This is a genomic window from Paenibacillus sp. GCM10027630, from assembly GCF_042676305.1.
Taxonomy (GTDB): domain Bacteria; phylum Bacillota; class Bacilli; order Paenibacillales; family NBRC-103111; genus Paenibacillus_S.
Map to the genome: position 1 here is coordinate 153665 of NZ_JBHTGY010000039.1, position 18716 is coordinate 172380.

9 protein-coding genes are annotated in these 18716 nt (G+C 45.6%); 7 read left to right on the forward strand and 2 right to left on the reverse strand.

The genetic code is table 11. The features are described 5' to 3' along the window. Positions 1-199: 199 nt before the first annotated feature. Entirely contained in the window at positions 200-7048 is a 6849-nt protein-coding gene (locus tag ACFQ0C_RS21190; RefSeq protein ID WP_445324360.1) for an InlB B-repeat-containing protein, read from the forward strand. 216 nt (positions 7049-7264) lie between these two features. On the opposite strand, the gene ACFQ0C_RS21205 is transcribed toward ACFQ0C_RS21190, so the two are convergent. Beyond that, complete coding sequence (locus tag ACFQ0C_RS21205) at positions 7265-8134, reverse strand: helix-turn-helix domain-containing protein (RefSeq protein ID WP_379369286.1); 870 nt, start codon at positions 8132-8134, stop codon at positions 7265-7267. A 138-nt stretch (positions 8135-8272) separates the two neighbouring features. On the opposite strand from ACFQ0C_RS21205, the gene ACFQ0C_RS21210 reads away from it, so the two are divergent. The 5 genes from ACFQ0C_RS21210 (at position 8273) to ACFQ0C_RS21230 (ending at position 14955) form a co-directional block, all read left to right on the forward strand. Beyond that, a complete protein-coding gene (locus ACFQ0C_RS21210) occupies positions 8273-9694 on the forward strand; it encodes a family 4 glycosyl hydrolase (RefSeq protein WP_379369288.1) in 1422 nt (473 codons plus the stop codon). Further along, positions 9691-10926 (forward strand): oligogalacturonate lyase family protein, encoded by a 1236-nt coding sequence (locus tag ACFQ0C_RS21215; protein WP_379369290.1) that lies wholly within the window; start codon positions 9691-9693, stop codon positions 10924-10926. The genes ACFQ0C_RS21210 and ACFQ0C_RS21215 overlap by 4 nt, the downstream gene beginning before the upstream one ends. Positions 10927-11233: 307 nt before the next feature. Then, a complete protein-coding gene (locus ACFQ0C_RS21220) occupies positions 11234-12136 on the forward strand; it encodes a LysR family transcriptional regulator (RefSeq protein WP_379369292.1) in 903 nt (300 codons plus the stop codon). 482 nt (positions 12137-12618) lie between these two features. Further along, a complete protein-coding gene (locus tag ACFQ0C_RS21225; RefSeq protein ID WP_379369295.1) occupies positions 12619-13422 on the forward strand; it encodes a putative protein N(5)-glutamine methyltransferase in 804 nt (267 codons plus the stop codon). A 45-nt stretch (positions 13423-13467) separates the two neighbouring features. Further along, entirely contained in the window at positions 13468-14955 is a 1488-nt protein-coding gene (locus ACFQ0C_RS21230) for an MDR family MFS transporter (RefSeq protein WP_379369297.1), read from the forward strand. Positions 14956-15065: 110 nt separating this feature from the next. Here ACFQ0C_RS21230 and ACFQ0C_RS21235 read toward each other — a convergent pair whose 3' ends face one another. Beyond that, positions 15066-16805 carry an ABC transporter ATP-binding protein gene (locus tag ACFQ0C_RS21235; protein WP_379369299.1) on the reverse strand — a complete coding sequence of 580 codons (1740 nt, stop codon included), beginning with the start codon at positions 16803-16805 and terminating at the stop codon, positions 15066-15068. Positions 16806-17263: 458 nt separating this feature from the next. Between ACFQ0C_RS21235 and ACFQ0C_RS21240 the strand changes: the two genes are divergently transcribed. Beyond that, on the forward strand, positions 17264-18559 hold the full coding sequence (locus ACFQ0C_RS21240; protein ID WP_379369301.1) for a stalk domain-containing protein: 1296 nt from the start codon (positions 17264-17266) through the stop codon (positions 18557-18559). The last annotated feature ends 157 nt before the right edge of the window (positions 18560-18716 follow it).

Consider the following 18716-nt stretch of genomic DNA (forward strand, 5'->3'; position numbering starts at 1 on the left):
TTTTTTCGCAAAATAACTTGGCTAGCCGTTCTTGAGAAAGCTTTTTCCCAGAATAACTTTACTTTCTACAAACGTTAAAAAATATCAAAAAGTTAACTTTAGTTAATATTGTAAACTATTTATTTTTGCTAACATGGTCACTAGGCTCGAAATCATAAGAGGATTGGAGCGGTAATGTTACAAACTGGAGGGGAGAACAGTGAAGCAATTAGTGAGATTCTGTCTTTGTCTAATGTTCATCATAGGCGGTTTTCCTATGTTGTTCGAGAACGTGGCGCATGCAGATGATGCGGTCGTTCCTCAAATAGCTGCAGGGTATTACCATAGCGTAGGGCTGGTTAGTGATGGAACGGTCTGGTCGTGGGGACGAGGAAGTAATGGTCAATTGGGTAACGGAGAGTCAGTCAGTAGAGCCGTTCCGAGAAAAGCAACCGGTCTAAGTAGTGTTAAGTCGATTACCGGAGGGGTTCGAAGCAGCTTCGCGATCTTAAAGGATGGAACTGTAATGGGATGGGGCGCTAATGGAAACGGTCAACTGGGAGATGGTACTACAACAGATCGACTCAGTCCTGTGCAGGTATCTGCTTTAAGTAACATTAAGGCGATTTCTGGAGGCACCTCTTATCACACTCTTGCTCTGGACGGTAATGGTAATGTATGGGCTTGGGGAAGAAATGATAATGGTGATCTTGGTGACGGAACGACCATTCAGCGAAACACGCCGGTCCAGGTAACCACGTTGAGTAACGTAAAGGCAATAGCCGCGGGTGGATATTTCAGTCTTGCGCTTAAAGAGGACGGTACGGTTTGGTCATGGGGATGGAATGGTGCGGGTCAGTTAGGGAATGGAACGACAGATCAACGGATCTTGCCTGAACAAGTGCCTGGTCTCAGTCACATAACAGCGATTGCTGCAGGAGGTAATCATAGTCTTGCATTGGATGCTAATGGAAGGATTTGGGCTTGGGGTGAGAACAGATACGGTGCGTTAGGTGATGGGACGACAACGAATCGAACGGCTCCCGTACAAGTATCTGGTTTAACAAACGCTACGACGATTGCCGGAGGAAACTATCATAGTCTCGCATTGGATGCAGAGGGGCAGGTTTACGCTTGGGGGTACAACAATTATGGCCAATTGGGAGACGGCACGACAACTCAACGTAACATACCTGTGCTAGTGCCTGAATTGAGCAAAATGACGGCAATTGCTGGGGGAGGTTTTCATAGTTTTGCTATGAGAAGCGATGGAATGGTTTGGTCATGGGGGTATAACGCTGATGGAGAGTTGGGAGACAATACAGCCATCAGTCGATCATTGCCCGTGAAAAGCGGTGCAGTTATGGACGCAACAGCGCCATCCATAAACAACGGAACGATCACTGCCTCGTCTATTACTTCAACAAGCATGACTATGACTTGGGTAAAAGCGACGGATAATATGAGTGATCAGAGTGCTCTTCAATATTTGGTTTATCAGTCCGAAAGCAACAATATTCAGACTGTAGCTCAGATGGAAAGGTATGGAAAACCTTTAGGAGCTTATACTCAAGATATCGAGAAGCTGGATATTACAAGTTTAAAGCCCGGTACCAAATACTATTTTAACATCATTGTCAAAGACCAGGCAGGATATAAAAGTGCTTATGGGATTAAGCAGATAACGACCAATTCGGTTTATTCTATTTCCTATATTGACAACGGTAGTACTGGGGGGAGCGTGCCTGTTGACAGTAATACCTACGAGCAGGGTACATCGATCACCATAAAGGAAAACAGTGGCAATTTAATTAAAGAGGGTCACACATTTATCGGTTGGAACACACAAGCAGATGGAAAAGGAACTAGCTACGCTGCCAACACAAGCTTCACCATGGGAGTGGCCAATGTAAAGTTATATGCAAATTGGGAAGCAAAAAACTATACCGTGTCGTATGCAGCAGGCATGAACGGAACGATCAGCGCTGCAAGCGAGACGGTAGCGTATGGAAACAGTCCTGCAGCGGTACCGATAGTAACGCCGAATATTGGCTACACGTTCGCTGGCTGGAGCAGCGACGGGGGAACGACCAAGTTGACCAGCGCGCAAGTAGCCGCAACCACAGTGACGGCAGATATCACATACACAGCGTACTATACACAAATTAGCTACACTGTCAGTTACGCGGCAGGAGCAAATGGAACGATCAGCGCTACAAGTGAAACAGTAGCCCATGGAAACAGTCCTGCAGCGGTACCGATGGTAACGCCAAATATTGGCTATACCTTCACTGGCTGGAACAGCGACGGGGGAACAACCAAGCTGACCAGTACGCAAGTAGCCGCAACAACTGTGACGGCAGATATCACGTACACAGCGTACTATACACAAAATAGCTACACTGTCAGTTACGCGGCAGGAGCTAACGGAACGATCAGCGCTACAAGCGAGACGGTAGCGTATGGACACAGTCCTGCAGCGGTACCTACGGTAACGCCGAATACTGGCTACACGTTCGCTGGCTGGAGCAGCGACGGAGGAACAACCAAGCTGACCAGTATGCAAATAGCAGCGAGCACGGTGACGGCAGATATTACATACACAGCGTACTATACACAAAATAGCTACACTATCAGTTACGCGGCAGGAGCAAACGGAACGATCAGCGCTACAAGTGAGACTGTAGTGTATGGAAACAGTCCTGCAGCGGTACCGACAGTAACGCCGAATATTGGCTACACGTTCGCTGGCTGGAGCAGCGACGGAGGCATAACGAAGCTGACCAGTCCGCAAGTAGCCGCAACAACTGTGACGGCAGATATCGCATACACAGCGTACTATACGCAAAATAGTTACACAGTTAGTTATGGGGCAGGAGCAAATGGAACGATCAGCGCTACAAGTGAAACAGTAGCTCATGGAAACAGTCCTGCAGCGGTACCGACGGTAACGCCAACTACGGGCTACACTTTCGCTGGCTGGAGCAGCGATGGAGGAACGACCAAGCTGACCAGTACACAAGTAGCTGTAACCACAGTGACGGCAGATATTACGTACACAGCGTACTATACGCAAAATAGCTACACTGTCAGTTACGCGGCAGGAGCAAATGGAACGATCAGCGCTACAAGTGAAACAGTTGCGTATGGAAACAGTCCGGCAGCGGTACCTACGGTAACGCCAAATACTGGCTACTCGTTCGTTGGCTGGAGCAGCGACGGAGGCATCACGAAGCTGACCAGTACGCAAGTAGCCCTAACCACGGTGACGGCAGATATCGCGTACACAGCGTACTATACGCAAAATAGCTATACTGTCAGTTACGTGGCAGGAGCAAACGGAACGATCAGCGCTACAAGTGAAACAGTAGCTCATGGAAACAGTCCTGCAGCGGTACCGATGGTAACGCCTAATATTGGCTACACGTTCGCTGGCTGGAGCAGCGATGGAGGCAGCACGAAGCTGACCAGCGCGCAAGTAGGCGCAACCATAGTGACGGCAGATATTACGTACACAGCGTACTATACGCAAAATAGTTACACAGTCAGTTACGTGGCAGGAGCAAACGGAACGATCAGCGCTACAAGTGAAACAGTAGCTCATGGAAACAGTCCTGCAGCGGTACCGACGGTAACGCCAACTACGGGCTACACTTTCGCTGGCTGGAGCAGCGATGGAGGCACAACCAAGCTGACCAGCGCGCAAGTAGCCGCAACCACAGTGACGGCAGATATCGCATACACAGCGTACTATACGCAAAATAGTTACACAGTCAGTTACGTGGCAGGAGCAAATGGAACGATCAGCGCTACAAGTGAAACAGTAGCGTATGGACAAAGTCCTGCAGCAGTACCGACGGTAACGCCGACTACGGGCTACACGTTCGCTGGCTGGAGCAGCGATGGAGGCACAACCAAGCTGACCAGTACACAAGTAGCTGTAACCACAGTGACGGTAGATATTACGTACACAGCGTACTATACGCAAAATAGTTACACAGTCAGTTACGTGGCAGGAGCAAATGGAACGATCAGCGCTACAAGCGAGACGGTAGCGTATGGACACAGTCCTGCAGCGGTACCTACGGTAACGCCGAATACTGGCTACACGTTCGCTGGCTGGAGCAGCGATGGAGGAACAACCAAGCTGACCAGTATGCAAATAGCAGCGAGCACGGTGACGGCAGATATTACATACACAGCGTACTATACACAAAATAGCTACACTATCAGTTACGCGGCAGGAGCAAATGGAACGATCAGCGCTACAAGCGAAACAGTAGCGTATGGAAACAGTCCTGCAGCGGTACCGACAGTAACGCCAAGTATTGGCTACACGTTCGCTGGCTGGAGCAGCGATGGAGGCACTACGAAGTTGACCAGCGCGCAAGTAGCCGCAACCACAGTGATGGTAGATATTACGTACACAGCATACTATACACAAAATAGCTACACTATAAGTTACGCAGCAGGAGCAAATGGAAAGATCATCGGCAACACTTCGCAGACCGTAATTAGCGGCGCAGATGGCACAGAAGTCACAGCGGTGCCGGATGCTGGGTATAATTTCGTAAAATGGAGCGATGATGTAGCAACACCTACACGAAGGGACGTCAATGTTACCGCGAACGTCTATGTCACTGCGTCCTTTGATCAAATGGTGCAAGTGGCAGTACCGACAGCGAATCCGACAAGTGGAGAGGTAACATCCGGCACCACTATAGCATTGAGTACATCCACCGCAGGAGCGAGCATCTACTTTACGACAGATGGCAGTACCCCAACGATCGGTAGCATGACCTATAGCAAGCCGATTAGTGTGATGAGTGCGATGACGATTAGAGCAATAGCGCTCAAAGCAGGCATGGCGGATAGCTCTATAATGAGAGAAAGCTATATGATCGTAGAACCAGAACCACTTAATAGTACAATCAGCCCGAGGACGGGAAGTTTTGATAAAATGACCACTGCCCAGGCGGATGTCACTACCACGCTGACGCTAAACGGAAACAATCTGAGCAGTATTGTCAATGATACAACTAAACTGGTGCCAGGAATAGACTACACGATGTCGGGCAACATGGTAACGATCAAGAAGAGTTACCTTGCCAACAAACCGGTAGGAACGACAAGTTTGACGTTCAACTTCAGCGCGGGGACGTCCCAAACTCTTGCGATTACCGTAAGAGATACGACTATTGCTATACCTGGAGTTCCCCTCTTGGAGCCTGCTGTTGCTGGAAATGCACAAATAAGTCTAAAGTGGAATCCAGTAGTAGGATCAACAGGGTATAAAGTTTACCAAAGTGTAACTTCCAGCACTTATGGAGCAGAAGTAGCCAATGTTAGCGGTTCAGTTTACAGCTATGATGTGACAGGCTTGAAGAATGGAACAACTTATTATTTCGTAGTTAAAGCAGTGAATCCGGGAGGAGACAGTGCCACTTCCAACGAAGTTAGCGCAATCCCCCAAACGGTTCCAGGAGCACCCACGGATATAATAGCTATTGCAGGAAATGGTCAAGTAAACGTTACTTTTACAGCACCTGTAGATAATGGCGGCAGCGAAATATTACGCTATAAGGTCACAGCTTCACCAGGCAATGTTACTGTAACAGGAATGGCAAGCCCGATTATAATAACGAATCTATCGAATGGGACGCCATACACCATTACGGTAAACGCGATCAATAGTATGGGCAGTAGTGCAACATCCACGTTCTCTAATGTCGTTACGCCAAGGTCGTCGTCTAGAAATGGAACCAGCACAACTCCGACACAGCCGACAACTCCATCTACAGTAGACACACCCAATGAGAAAATATATGTGCTCATTGATGGAATAGTAGAAGATTTAGGCGTAACGACAACAATTACGATAAACAACCAAACGATAACAACCACAGTGTTGGATGAGAAAAAGCTGGATGATAAGCTCACGGAAATAGGTCAACATGCTGTCGTTGCGATTCGCGCCAAGACGATTTCGGATATCGTTGTTTTTGAATTGAACGGTCAGATGGTCAGAAGCATGGAGCAGAAGCAGGCGGTCATTGAAATTAAGATGGACAATGCCTCTTACACTATTCCTGCTCAGCAGATCAACATCAACACTATATTGGATCAGCTTGCAAAAACTGCGGCCCTTAAAGACATCAAGGTTGAAATTGAAATCGCAACGCCGTCAACAGAGACAGCGAAGATTGCTGAGAATTCAGCAGCTAAAGGAGAATTCGTCATCGTGGCCCCGCCGCTCAATTTTTCGGTAAGAGCAACGTATGGCGATAACAAGCTTGACGTATCACAGTTCACTGCCTATGTGGAACGAACTATTGCAATTCCGGATGGAGTTGACCCAAACAAAATCACAACCGGGGTCATTATTGAACCTGAAGGAACTGTGCGTCATGTACCAACAAAGATTACCATCATTGATGGTAAGTACTACGCCATTATGAACAGCATGACCAACAGCACCTATGCCATTGTATGGCATCCGCTTGTGTTCACCGATGCAGCTCAACACTGGGCGAAGGATACCATCAACGACATGGGATCGAGAATGGTCATCAGTGGCGTCGGTAACGGCATGTTCAATCCAGACAAAGATATTACTCGTGCGGAGTTTGCGGCGATTATCGTTCGTGGATTAGGATTGAAGCTGGATAACGGAACTGCATCATTTTCGGACATGAATAGCTCCGATTGGTATAGCGGTGCAATACAAACAGCATATGGTTACAAGCTAATAAACGGATTTGAAGACGGAACCTTCCGGCCTATGGAAAAGATTAATCGGGAACAAGCTATGTCAATCGTTGCCAAAGCGATGACGCTCACTGGCCTGAAGGCGAAGCTTCCATCTCAGGAAGACGGAAAGCAACTGGTTCTATTTGCAGATGCAAATAATATTGCAGAATGGGCGAGAAGCAGTGTCGCTGATTGCTTGCAGGCGGGACTTGTTTCCGGCAGAAGCTCTACGCAATTAGCATCGGATGCATTCATTACAAGAGCAGAAGTTGCCGTAATTATTCAGAAACTATTACAAAAGTCTGAGCTCATTCACTGAAAAGAGCTTAAATCGTTATCCCTCACTCAATGGCTTATACTCCTGGGCACGCCCAAGGATATAAGCTTTTTGACATTGCTTTCAGTTTGTTCCACAATTCCACTGTCAGTTTCTTGGGTGATGAGTTAATGGCCATGTGTTAATGACGGCTCCAGTCTGCTTCCTGCCTGAAGTTTTTCCTTATTTGGCATTCGGCGGCCGTGAAGTGGCGGTTTGTTATTGTTGAAGGCTGAAATCCTGAACCACTAGCTTGCGGAACTGCAGCGGCGACTGCCCGGTTACTGTCCTAAATACGCGATGAAAATGCTGAGCGTTCTGAAACCCGCATTCCAGACCAATGTCCAGAACCTGCCTGTTCGTTTGTTTAAGCTTGATTTGAGCCTCGATTACTCGTCTTTGTTGTATATATTCTACAATGGTGAAATGAGTAGCGTTCTTAAACAATCGGCTAATATGATAACGACTCATACCGCTTATCCGCTCTAAATCCTCTAGCTTAATTGGATCTGAGTAACAACGGTCGATATAAGAGATCAATTCTTTAACAACATCCTTTTTAGGGGCATATTTCGATTGATTAGCCATTGCAAACTCACGATATTTAATTAATAGAAGTAACAGATTGAGCTTTAATTCTGAGGAGCCAAGTGGGTCCTCTTTTTGCTGCAGCTGAGAGTATAAGGTATTTATTCGGCGAAATCGATCTTCTATTTCCAACCGCTGCTTGGAGGACAACTCCAGCTTACGGCGTGGATAGGAGACAATCCACTCTAAAGTGTCTACAAGTCCCGCTTCATTAAGTAACGATGAGATGTAGCTTTTTTTGAAATTAATAACGTATCTGGTGTAGTGATGCCTAGGATTATAGAAGATGCGATGGACCTCGTATTCATTAATAAAAAGATAATCTCCATTGGTAACTTGGTATTTTGTATCTTTAATAAAAAGCTGGATATCCGCATTTACGAAATAGGCTAGCTCGAAGGAGTCATGGTAATGCTCCAGCATTCGGAGTTGTTCTTCTTTATGACTTCTAAAGTTTGAGAGCAGCATCCCTGTTGGGGTATAAGGTGGCTGGGAGTTCATAAATGTACCGCCTCCTTTATTTTTCTAAAATCATTATAGCAAGATAGGTTAGTTTTGAATAGAATCACATAATGAGCGAAGTGGGCATCCCCAGGCTATGCTATGCTGATCATGAAAAAGTTAATAGGGGTGTGAGAGATGGCTATTCACCGTATGATTATGACGGTTATTGGTGGAGGCAGTGTGAATTGGATGCCGGGGTTGATGAAAGACATTTACTTAATGGATGAGATTGAAGGTGGAGAAATTAGATTGGTTGATCCCAACCACGAACATGTTTCAGCAGTCGCATCTATGCTTCATCGTTTCAATGAATTGAAGAGAAAGGACTACCGCATCACAGTATTTGAGAATAGAACTGAGGCATTGAAGGATACGAATTTCGTTCTGACAACATTCAGTCCGGGGGCTATGGACGCATTCTGGAACGACCTCGAGCTTCCGATCAAATATGGGATTCGGCTCCCGGTGTCCATGACTGTCGGCCCTAGCGGTATTTCTGCATCCCTGCGCACTGCCCCGGAAGCTTTCGATTTGGTCAAAGAGATGGAAATCTATTGTCCGGGAGCCTGGCTATTGAATGTAACCAACCCGATGAGTGTAGTTACGCGGGCAATGAATATGGCGGCAAAGCAAACCCGTGTGATCGGACTCTGCCATGAATTCCATTGTCTGCCGGAATATTTGGGGCCGATGCTTGGTCTGAACAAACCTGTGGGGATGAATGTACTGGATTATTTGTATCACTGGCTTCAGGAACAGGGCTTCGATTATTCAGTTGCCGGCGTCAACCACTTCATATGGCTTACAAAGGCGAATTACCAAGGCAATGATATGCTGCCTATGATTCGCGAATATTGCCGGACGCATGAGCAATTACCGGATGATGAGAAACGGAGTGGGTCACAGGCAATCGGCATGTATCATAACAATGGTGCGGCTAAATTTGCTTTATGCAGGCAATTCGGGTATTTACCGCTTGCAGGAGATCGTCATCTTGTTGAATTTCATCCGGCTCTCTGCAATATCCGTAACGGCTACGGGATGAAATACGGAGTCATTAAGACTACAGTGGACAGCAGGCGTCTAAGTAAAATCAACAAGCTCAGTCATATTTTAAGGATGACCCATGAAGATGATGCCATTTCGTGGCACAGGTCGGGCGAGGAACTAACCGAAATAATTCGGGCTATTGTGACCGATTCCAGCACAACCGCTATTGTGAATATGCCTAATCAAGGCCAAATTCCCAATCTTCCTAACGAAATTGTGGTGGAAACATTAGCCGATGTGTCGAAGCTTGGGGTGTCGCCAAGAGAAGCAGGCCCTCTTCCTGGCTCAATAGCCAGTATGGTCAGGCTTCATGTAGATATCCATGAACTCACCGTCCGGGCTGCTCTGGAAGGAAACCGAGATCTATTCGTACAGGCACTGAGTCTGGATCCTCTTAGTGCTTCCGCTGATTTCAGCGAGCTGGTTCAGTTGGCTGATGAGCTTCTTTCAGCTAACCGCCAATGGCTTCCGCGATTTTATACAAACGGGAAGAAGGTAGCACAATGATGATGAAAGGCAATATTACTAAGCATACGATGAGCATGGCGGAGGAGAATGAAACAGGTCGTCTTGTGACGCGCCTCACTTCCTTACCTGGCAACCATCACCATTTGTATTTTACAAGCAGCAGCTTTACGGCAAACAACCGACAAGTTCTTTTCATCAGCGATATGATGCAAGGAAACCCAAATCTATACAAGCTTAGCTTAGAAGATGGAGAGACGGTACAGCTGTCAGACAATAGGAACGGGATTATGAAAAGCTATGTCTATTATGACGGGAAAGCGTACCAAGGTCTGGCCAAAGCAAGTCCTAGCTACAGCGCGGCTACCAATCGCCTCCTGTACATTCAGGATCATAAAGTGATACTTATTGACGTGGAGACACTGGAGTCGGAAATTGTGTACGCGTTGCCGGCTCATGTGATGACAGGGTTTACTCATTTGTCCGCTTGTGGACGTTACGCATGTATTCCTTATGTTTCAAGCGAAGCGTTTGAAGTGGGCCCCGGCAATCCATTCACATTGATTCGTGATAGAGTAGCCGATCGTCGACTTGAGTCTAAGGTTCTTGTCATTGACATACAAACAGGTGTAGCAGAACCGTATTTCTCTCACCAAGGCTGGATCACCCATGTGCAATTTCATCCGGAAGATCACCATACCATCTTATTTAATCATGAAGGAGGGATGGTGGATCAACGGATATGGCTGTACCGTAACGGGAGAATCGAGAAAGTTCGCGATCAGTCGAATCAATCGAATTCTCTATGGGTATGTCATGAAATGTGGTCCAAAGATGGCTCCACCATCCTCTATCATGGGACGAGGGGTATTCCAAACGACCCTTCAATGAAAAGAAACGAATCAACTGAGCGTGCGGCCAGCTTTGTAGGTACGGCTAACCTAAGTGACGGAGCCTATTCAGAAATTGAATTTCCGCAGCATATGACGGCATATGGGCATTTCACCGTAGGGAATGATCCTGATTTACTGCTCACTGACGGAATTATCGATGCACAGTCCATTCACTTATGCCGGACCGATTGGCCAAGCGGTCAATTAACCTATGAACGGATTTGCCATCATCATAGCAGCTTTACGGTTCAGGATGTACATCCCCATCCTATATTCAGCCACGATGATCGATATGTACTATTTTCATCAGATGCGCATAATGAGAGAGAGAAGGGACATCTTTATTTGGTTGAGCTGGATGAAGCAGGGAAGAAAATATAGTCTTTTATGATTGGATAAGAGTTCCATTTGAAGGATGATGTTAATATGTCTCCACAGATGTCGAGGGACAAAACAAATACATCTTTAGAGCCGTGCGCTGCACGGTTCTTTCGTTTTAATCCAGCAATTGACGGGACTAAGGCTGACTGGGGCCAATGACTAATGACCAATGATGTGGAAGGATTTTTACCGGACATGTCGAAAGTAAAAGGCGATATATTAACAGCAAGCGGCAGGTAAGCCGAGTATATAAGTCATCTCTGGGAGGTTAAATAATTAACCATTCTAAGTTATTGGGAGGATTCAATTGACATTACAACAATTAAAGTACGTTATAGAAGTCGCAAATTGTGGATCTATTAATGAAGCTGCCAAGAAACTGTTTATTTCTCAGCCTAGTCTATCAAATGCGATTAGAGATCTGGAAGAAGAAATGCAGCTTGCGATATTCGAAAGATCCAATAAAGGAATATCGCTTTCTAAGGAGGGTGTTGAATTCTTAAGCTACGCGCGGCAGGTAGTCGAGCAGGCGGAATTATTGGAAAGCCGGTACCTCAATGCTAAACCTTCCCCGCAGCATTTTTCAGTTTCCACTCAGCATTATGCTTTTGCGGTCAATGCATTTGTGACTTTGGTCCGCGAATATGGCCAGGATGAGTATGAATTATCATTGCGCGAGACCAAAACGTATGAAATTATCGAAGATGTCAAAGGTATGCGCAGCGAGATCGGGATTTTATATCTGAATGAGTTTAACGGGAAGGTCATCAACAAATTGCTTAAAAGCGCGAATTTGCAATTCAACAGCTTATTAACGGCCAAACCGCATATTTTTATCAGTATTAACAACCCGCTGGCCAAGCAATCCATCGTGACCATTGACCAGCTTCAGAACTATCCGTATCTGTCCTTTGACCAAGGAGAGTATAATTCCTTTCATTTTTCCGAAGAAATCCTTAGTACGATGACACATAAGAAAAGTATTCGTGTTAATGACAGAGCGACGCTATTCAATTTGCTGATCGGATTGAACGGATACACCATATCGACTGGAGTCCTTAGCGCCGATTTGAATGGAAATGAAATTATTCCCGTACCTTTGGATTGTGAGGAAACCATCAATGTCGGTTGGATTTCCCATAAAAATGTTTCGTTATCCAAGCTAGGAGAAGCGTATATACAAGCTTTAACGCAGGCTATAACCAAATAAAGCTTTGACATAGTTTAATACGGTTACTTTATATTTACGGCCTGTTTGATGAGGAGGCGGTTCGCGAAGGACTGCCGATCAAGGAAGAGAAGCAGGCCCAATTATGTTACATGGGCAGTCAAAGCACTCCGTTTAGCAACCTGCACGCCTAGGCAAAGTATTTGATCTTTGGATCGAATACTTTTTTTGAGTTTCTGGGAGGGATGTTTGTATGGACTGCCTAATAAGCGAGCATCGATTTATCTTAATTTTTATAAATTCATGCTTTTTGACCTGGGAAGGCGCTGCTCTTATTTATGGCAACTTGAACGGGCAGAATAGTTCCTTATAGTCAATTTATACCTGTCCACTAATCAAATGCAGGGCTAAAATGATTTATATCACTAGGTACTTTGAAACTGATGAAAAGATAATTCATTTGGAAATGAGGGGAATTTTTGAACTCAAGGAAACTAACTTGTGGCAACCTTCATGGGGATGCCATGTTTACATTCATCGTTACCAGACTTCAGGCCGCCGGTTGTGTTTTCGCTGAAGATGAGACTCGGCTGCTTATTTCTGCGGCAGGAACGCCGGCTGAACTCACTGCTATGGTGGACCAACGAGTCACTGGTTTGCCTCTCGAACATATCATCGGATGGGCTGAGTTCTGCGGTTTGCGTATAGCTGTGGACCCGGGGGTTTTCGTGCCCCGGCGCCGCACCGAGTTCCTTGTCCGTGAGGCAGCAGCCCTCGCGCGCCGCGGAGCCGTCGTAGTGGACTTATGCTGCGGCTCTGGTGCGCTGGGTGCTGCATTGGCCGCTGCTGTGGGGCACGTCGAATTGTATGCTGCCGATATCGATCCTGCGGCAGTGAAGTGCGCCCGTCGCAACATCGTTTCAGCAGGAGGCCACGTGTATGAAGGTGACCTATACGAGCCGCTGCCCGCTGCACTAAGAGGCCGCGTTGACGTACTGCTGGCAAATGTACCCTACGTTCCTACCGATGCGATCGGGCTGCTTCCACCGGAAGCCCGATTACATGAGGCGAGGATGGCGCTCGATGGTGGTGCAGACGGGCTTGATGTTCTGCGGAGAGTAGTGGCTGCTGCACCGTTATGGTTGGCACCCGGCGGCTACCTGCTAGTCGAAACTAGCGAGCGGCAGGTACCGCAGACCCTCGATATCTTTGAGCGTAGCGGGCTAATTCCTCAGGTTGCGTGTTCCGCTGAGCTGGACGCCACAGTTGTCATCGGAACGAATACTCGGCAACGAAATGAGCAATCCATAAGAAATCCAAAAAACTAGTTTATGATACACTATGCTTCTAAGACATACGAGAGGAGAAAAGTTGTGGAAAACCATACTAAATTAAAAGCAAACGGAGGGACATTTGGGAGCAGGGATCATTTTTTAGTAGTCATGGTTATGATTCTTGGCGTATTTGTAGCCATTTTGAATGAAACGCTGCTTAACGTGGCTTTGTCCAAAATTATGGATGATATTGGAATTTTACCAAGCACCGCGCAATGGCTGACTACCGGCTATCTGCTCGTTATAGGTGTACTCATACCGGTCACCGCATTTCTAATCCAACGGTACACAACCAGAGGCTTGTTCCTTGCGGCCATGGGTTTGTTTACTGCCGGAACCTTGATAGCGGCCATCGCTCCCGGGTTTGCAGTACTTTTAACAGGAAGGATGCTTCAGGCGGCTGGGACCGGACTTCTGTTCCCGCTGCTTACCAATGTTGTCTTCTCCATTGTAGCTATTGATAAGCGGGGCTCGGCCATGGGCACGATCGGGATCGTCATCACATTCGCTCCAGCGATCGGACCTACTTTGTCAGGGATTATTGTGGAGCATTATAGCTGGCGTGTTCTCTTCTACAGCGTTCTGCCTGTCGCGTTGTTTGTCATTTTATTTGCATTAGTGAAGCTCAAAAATGTAACGGAAACGACTAATCCGAAGATAGACCTGTTGTCTTTGCTTCTTTCAACTATCGGATTCGGCGGAATCGTGTATGGCTTCAGCAATGCAGGAGATGGGCATGGGGGCTGGTCTAGCAACAGGGTTCTGATTCCCATTGTGGTCGGTGTAATTTCCATAGGGCTGTTTACATGGCGCCAATTAAGGATGTCACAACCTTTGCTGGACCTAAGAGCATTTAAATACAATGTTTTCAGAATGTCGACACTGATTATGATGATCGTCATGATGGCGATGTTTTCGGCAATGATGCTTCTGCCGATATTCCTCCAGAATGCACTAAATTACAGTCCGCTGAAGGCAGGTCTTGTGATGCTGCCGGGAGGCATTGTCATGGGAATTATGTCGCCGATAACAGGCAGGTTATTCGATAAATTTGGGGCCAAATGGCTCGCAATAATCGGGCTAGCACTTATGGCGAATTCGTTGTGGCAATTTGCTTTTATCAACTTGGCAACTTCATACAGTATGATTGTTGTTCTAAATACGGTGTTAATGCTGGGCATATCCATGTTAATGATGCCGGTTATGACCAATGCTTTGAATGAGCTTCCGCCTCCGTTATATCCGCATGGCACAGCAATTATAAGCACGCTGCAGCAGGTAGCGGGTGCAGTAGGGACGGCGCTGCTTGTAACTATTATGACAAACAGCTCGAAACGTTTTATAGAAGCTGCCGCAGGCATGAAGGATGAGTCCGGACTCCAAATACTCGGCATGATGGCTGGAATGAAAAGCGCGTTCCTGCTGGCGTTCTTTCTGGTAGCCCTCGCTTGGATCGTCTCGTTTTTCCTCAAGGCCGCTGTGCCGCCGGAAGGGGAACTGGAGAATAACCGCGTGTCCGCGCATTGATGGACATTAGCAAACATATTAGCTCAAATTAAAAAGAGACATCTGACCAAGCAGATTGTCTCTTTTTTGTGCCCTTTATATTGCAATGAACAGGGGCACTGCTGTCATTCTTATAGTGTTACTGGATTAAACTGCATGTTATATAACTTGGCATATACCCCATCTATTTTTATAAGATTTGCATGTGTTCCTTCCTCTGCAATCCCCTGATCCGAAAGCACAATAATCCTTTGCGCATTTCTGATGGTGGACAACCTATGTGCAATTACAAAGGTAGTGCGGTTCTTCGCCAGCTTCTCAAGGCTTTGCTGAACCAAACTTTCACTCTCATTATCCAGGGCGGAAGTGGCTTCATCCAATATAAGTATGGCAGGGTTTTTCAAAAACACACGAGCGATACTTATTCGTTGTTTCTGCCCGCCTGAAAGCATCACACCCCTTTGCCCGATATAAGCATTGTAGCCGCCTGGCAGACTCATTATAAATTCATGAGCATTTGCGTTTCTGGCGGCGGTTATTATTTCCTCATCCGTAGCCCCAGGCTTCCCATATAATATATTTTCTTTTACAGTACCTGAAAATAAATAGACATCTTGTTGTACGATCCCAATATGGTCGCGTAATGACTTTAGCTTTAAGGTATTAATATTCTTGTCGTCAATTTTGATTAACCCTTCACTGGTTTCATAAAACCGCGGGATCAAACTGCAAAGCGTTGTTTTTCCAACTCCGGATGAACCTACAAGCGCTACATATTCGCCTGGATTTACCGTAATGTTGATATGGCTAAACACATAATTCGATTCGCTGCTGTACTGGAAGCTTACATTTACAAATTCGACTTTACCTATTACATCGTTTAACACAGTGACATTTTTCGTATCCATTATATCCGGCTTAACCGCCAAAATTTCCATAAAACGTTCAAACCCAGCCACTCCATTCTGAAGATTGTTAGTAAAGTTCACCAACCTTTTCACTGGGTCAATGAGAGTGTTTATGTATAGTAAAAAGGTGATCAACTCTGTTAGAAGCAGCTGGTTATAGCTTATAAGAATGGCACCCACTATAACAACCGAAATATTAATAAAAGAAATAAAGCCGGTCAAGCCGTTGAAAAACAATGCCTCAACCCGATACCCGCTTTTCCTGCTTTCTAAAATACGATGGTTACTGCTTCTAAACTTATCCATTTCGATTTCTTCATTGGCAAACGATTGAACAACTCTAATCCCTGACAGGCTGTCTTCAATTTGCGAGTTTATGTCGGCTATACGTTCCTTATTCTTTTTAAGAGCGTTTTTCATCTTTATGCTGTAGTGATAGGCAAAAATAAGCATTAAAGGCAAAATTAAAAAAATAACTAAAGTGAGCATCCAATTAATATTTACCAAAATAAAGAATGAACCCATTATTCTTACCATAGAAATAACCGTATCTTCCGGTCCATGATGCGCAAGCTCTGATACGTCGAATAAGTCTGTAGTTATACGTGACATCAATTGGCCTGTTCTAGTATTGTCGTGATACTGAAACGAAAGCTTCTGAATATGCTCAAACAAATCGTTGCGCATGTCGGACTCTATCTTTGCCCCCATCACATGACCAAAATAGTCCGTATAGAAGTTGCTGGCATACTCCACCACCATTAATAGCCCAAAAATCAAGACCATTTTTACAACTAACTCTATAGCGATTCCCTCATCACTTATTGCATTATTGGTAATTTGATTGACCAGCATGGGATAAGCAAGTACGGTCACCGAAGCCAGTGATGCAAAGAACAAATCTGCAAACAATACCTTCTTATAAGGCTTGTAGTAAGCAACAAACTTTTTTAATATATCCACGAAATACATACCTCCAAGCTATGCTTCCTTTAACTTTTTTTATGTTTTCTTCAATAAGATTGTTGTTCATATTTACAGCTACTGTATATGTTTTCATCTCAATCACTCCATTCGTTTTATATACATGGTAGCATCCCAATATTAAGCCAACAAATTAACAATTCATTATAATTAATTGTTATCAATTCAAAGAGATCCGCTGTTTGGCGAACCGTTGCTTGGGTAAATGTAATTATAAGGCTAATAGCAAAATGTTCCAGATGTGATAGAAAGTAGAACATCGGTAAACGTCCAGTTACATATTTGTGAATTTTTTTTGATTTTGTAATTATTTTGTATAAATGACACCCGGAAAGAATTTAAGAGCATCGAATATAATTATCATAGCACCTTATTATTGGAACGGGTGAATTTAACCAAAACGGGATTTTTACGTCCCAAATTGAGGAGTGTCATGTATGAAAAAGACGATTTTTACTTGTATAGCGGCAGCTGTACTCACTTTGACTTTTGTTCCGGCAGGAATAACATCAAGCCCGCAGAAAGCTTATGCCTGCTCGAAAGGCGAGTATACCACTCCTGAATATGATTACTCTGTGGCGAGCAATGTGTTTTCAGGCGCCCCGATAAAAGTGGACAACGTTTATTTGGACGGTAAGCTGTATCGTATGGGTACATTTGTGACTGATACGATCTATAAGGGCAGCGGAGTCCGTACTTTGCTTACACCTCTGGATAGCGACCAGTGCGGGGCTACCTTTGAACTCGGACATAATTATTTGGTGTATGCGAACAATAGCCTCGACTATCCATCGGCAAACGTATTTAACATCTTTGAAGGAGATGAAGCAAAGGAACGTATCGAGCAGCTTAAGAACTTGGATCAAGTGCCAGTGCCTACACCAGGAGTACATATTGAAACCTTATATCCAGGACATAACATAACACTTACGTTGGATGGCCATACGATCCCGGTTACACCAGCCCCTGTCTTTTTTAAAAATTCGCTTTATGTGCCAATGACCTTCTTCCGAGATGTTCTCGGCTACGTGACCATATGGAATTCCGAGTCCGGGCGTTATGAAATTATGCTCAAGTCTGACTGGGCAGGAATATTTGCCAAAGGCGATTCTACCAAATCGGAATTTACCGGGAGTGCTTCCGGTATACCGGAGGGAACCGCGCCTTTCGAAGCAGGCGTAACCTATTCAGATGTTCGTGTGAAGGTAGATGGGAAGTTATATGCCCCGGAGCACCTACCGTTTACCTATGATGGCGTCGTATATGTGGCACTACGGAGCACAGCAGAAAAGCTTGGGCTTCAGGTGAGCTGGCTTCCTGAAACTTATACGGCTCAATTGAGAGATATCCGGCCAATCGACGAGGTGCAGCATCCTATCCTCGTGATGAAGCTTTCCTCCAATAATGCTGGTGAAGCCGATCTGATCATAGATAAGATCAATAACGACCAAGCCCTCTACCGGATTGACCGGCCGCTTGGGTTTGGGGAGAAGGCAGAGCAGCTGACGGCTCCGTTCACGGAGTTGATCAAGGAGACGAACAGCGAGGAGTACCGTAAAATTCGTTTATTTTTACATACGAATGAACGGGAGAAGGAAATGATGGTGACGGAAGCTTTGAGGGATGCTCTGCTTCGTGATCCCGATATGCGCGCAAGAGCTAGTCTGGTTCTCAGCAATGATCATTACATGTGGCCGACTTCAGATGTGTTTGGATTAGCCAATATTCGATAGTTATTTGAAAAGGAACCCGGCATTGGATACAAAAGTCGGGTTCCTTTGATTTTGTTGCTGAGTGCGCATTTTTCATCTACAGTTCCATTGGGTAAAGCATCTGATCCTAGATCAAATGCTTTTTTTGCTTCCATCCATAAAATGGGTAGTTGTTAGC

Bases quoted from the DNA above. Each gene is read 5' to 3' on its own strand.
- ACFQ0C_RS21210 (WP_379369288.1), top strand. From the start codon at position 8,273: ATGGCTATTCACCGTATGATTATGACGGTTATTGGTGGAGGCAGTGTG.
- ACFQ0C_RS21215 (WP_379369290.1), top strand. From the start codon at position 9,691: ATGATGATGAAAGGCAATATTACTAAGCATACGATGAGCATGGCGGAG.
- ACFQ0C_RS21240 (WP_379369301.1), top strand. From the start codon at position 17,264: ATGAAAAAGACGATTTTTACTTGTATAGCGGCAGCTGTACTCACTTTG.
- ACFQ0C_RS21205 (WP_379369286.1), bottom strand. From the start codon at position 8,134: ATGAACTCCCAGCCACCTTATACCCCAACAGGGATGCTGCTCTCAAAC.
- ACFQ0C_RS21225 (WP_379369295.1), top strand. From the start codon at position 12,619: ATGTTTACATTCATCGTTACCAGACTTCAGGCCGCCGGTTGTGTTTTC.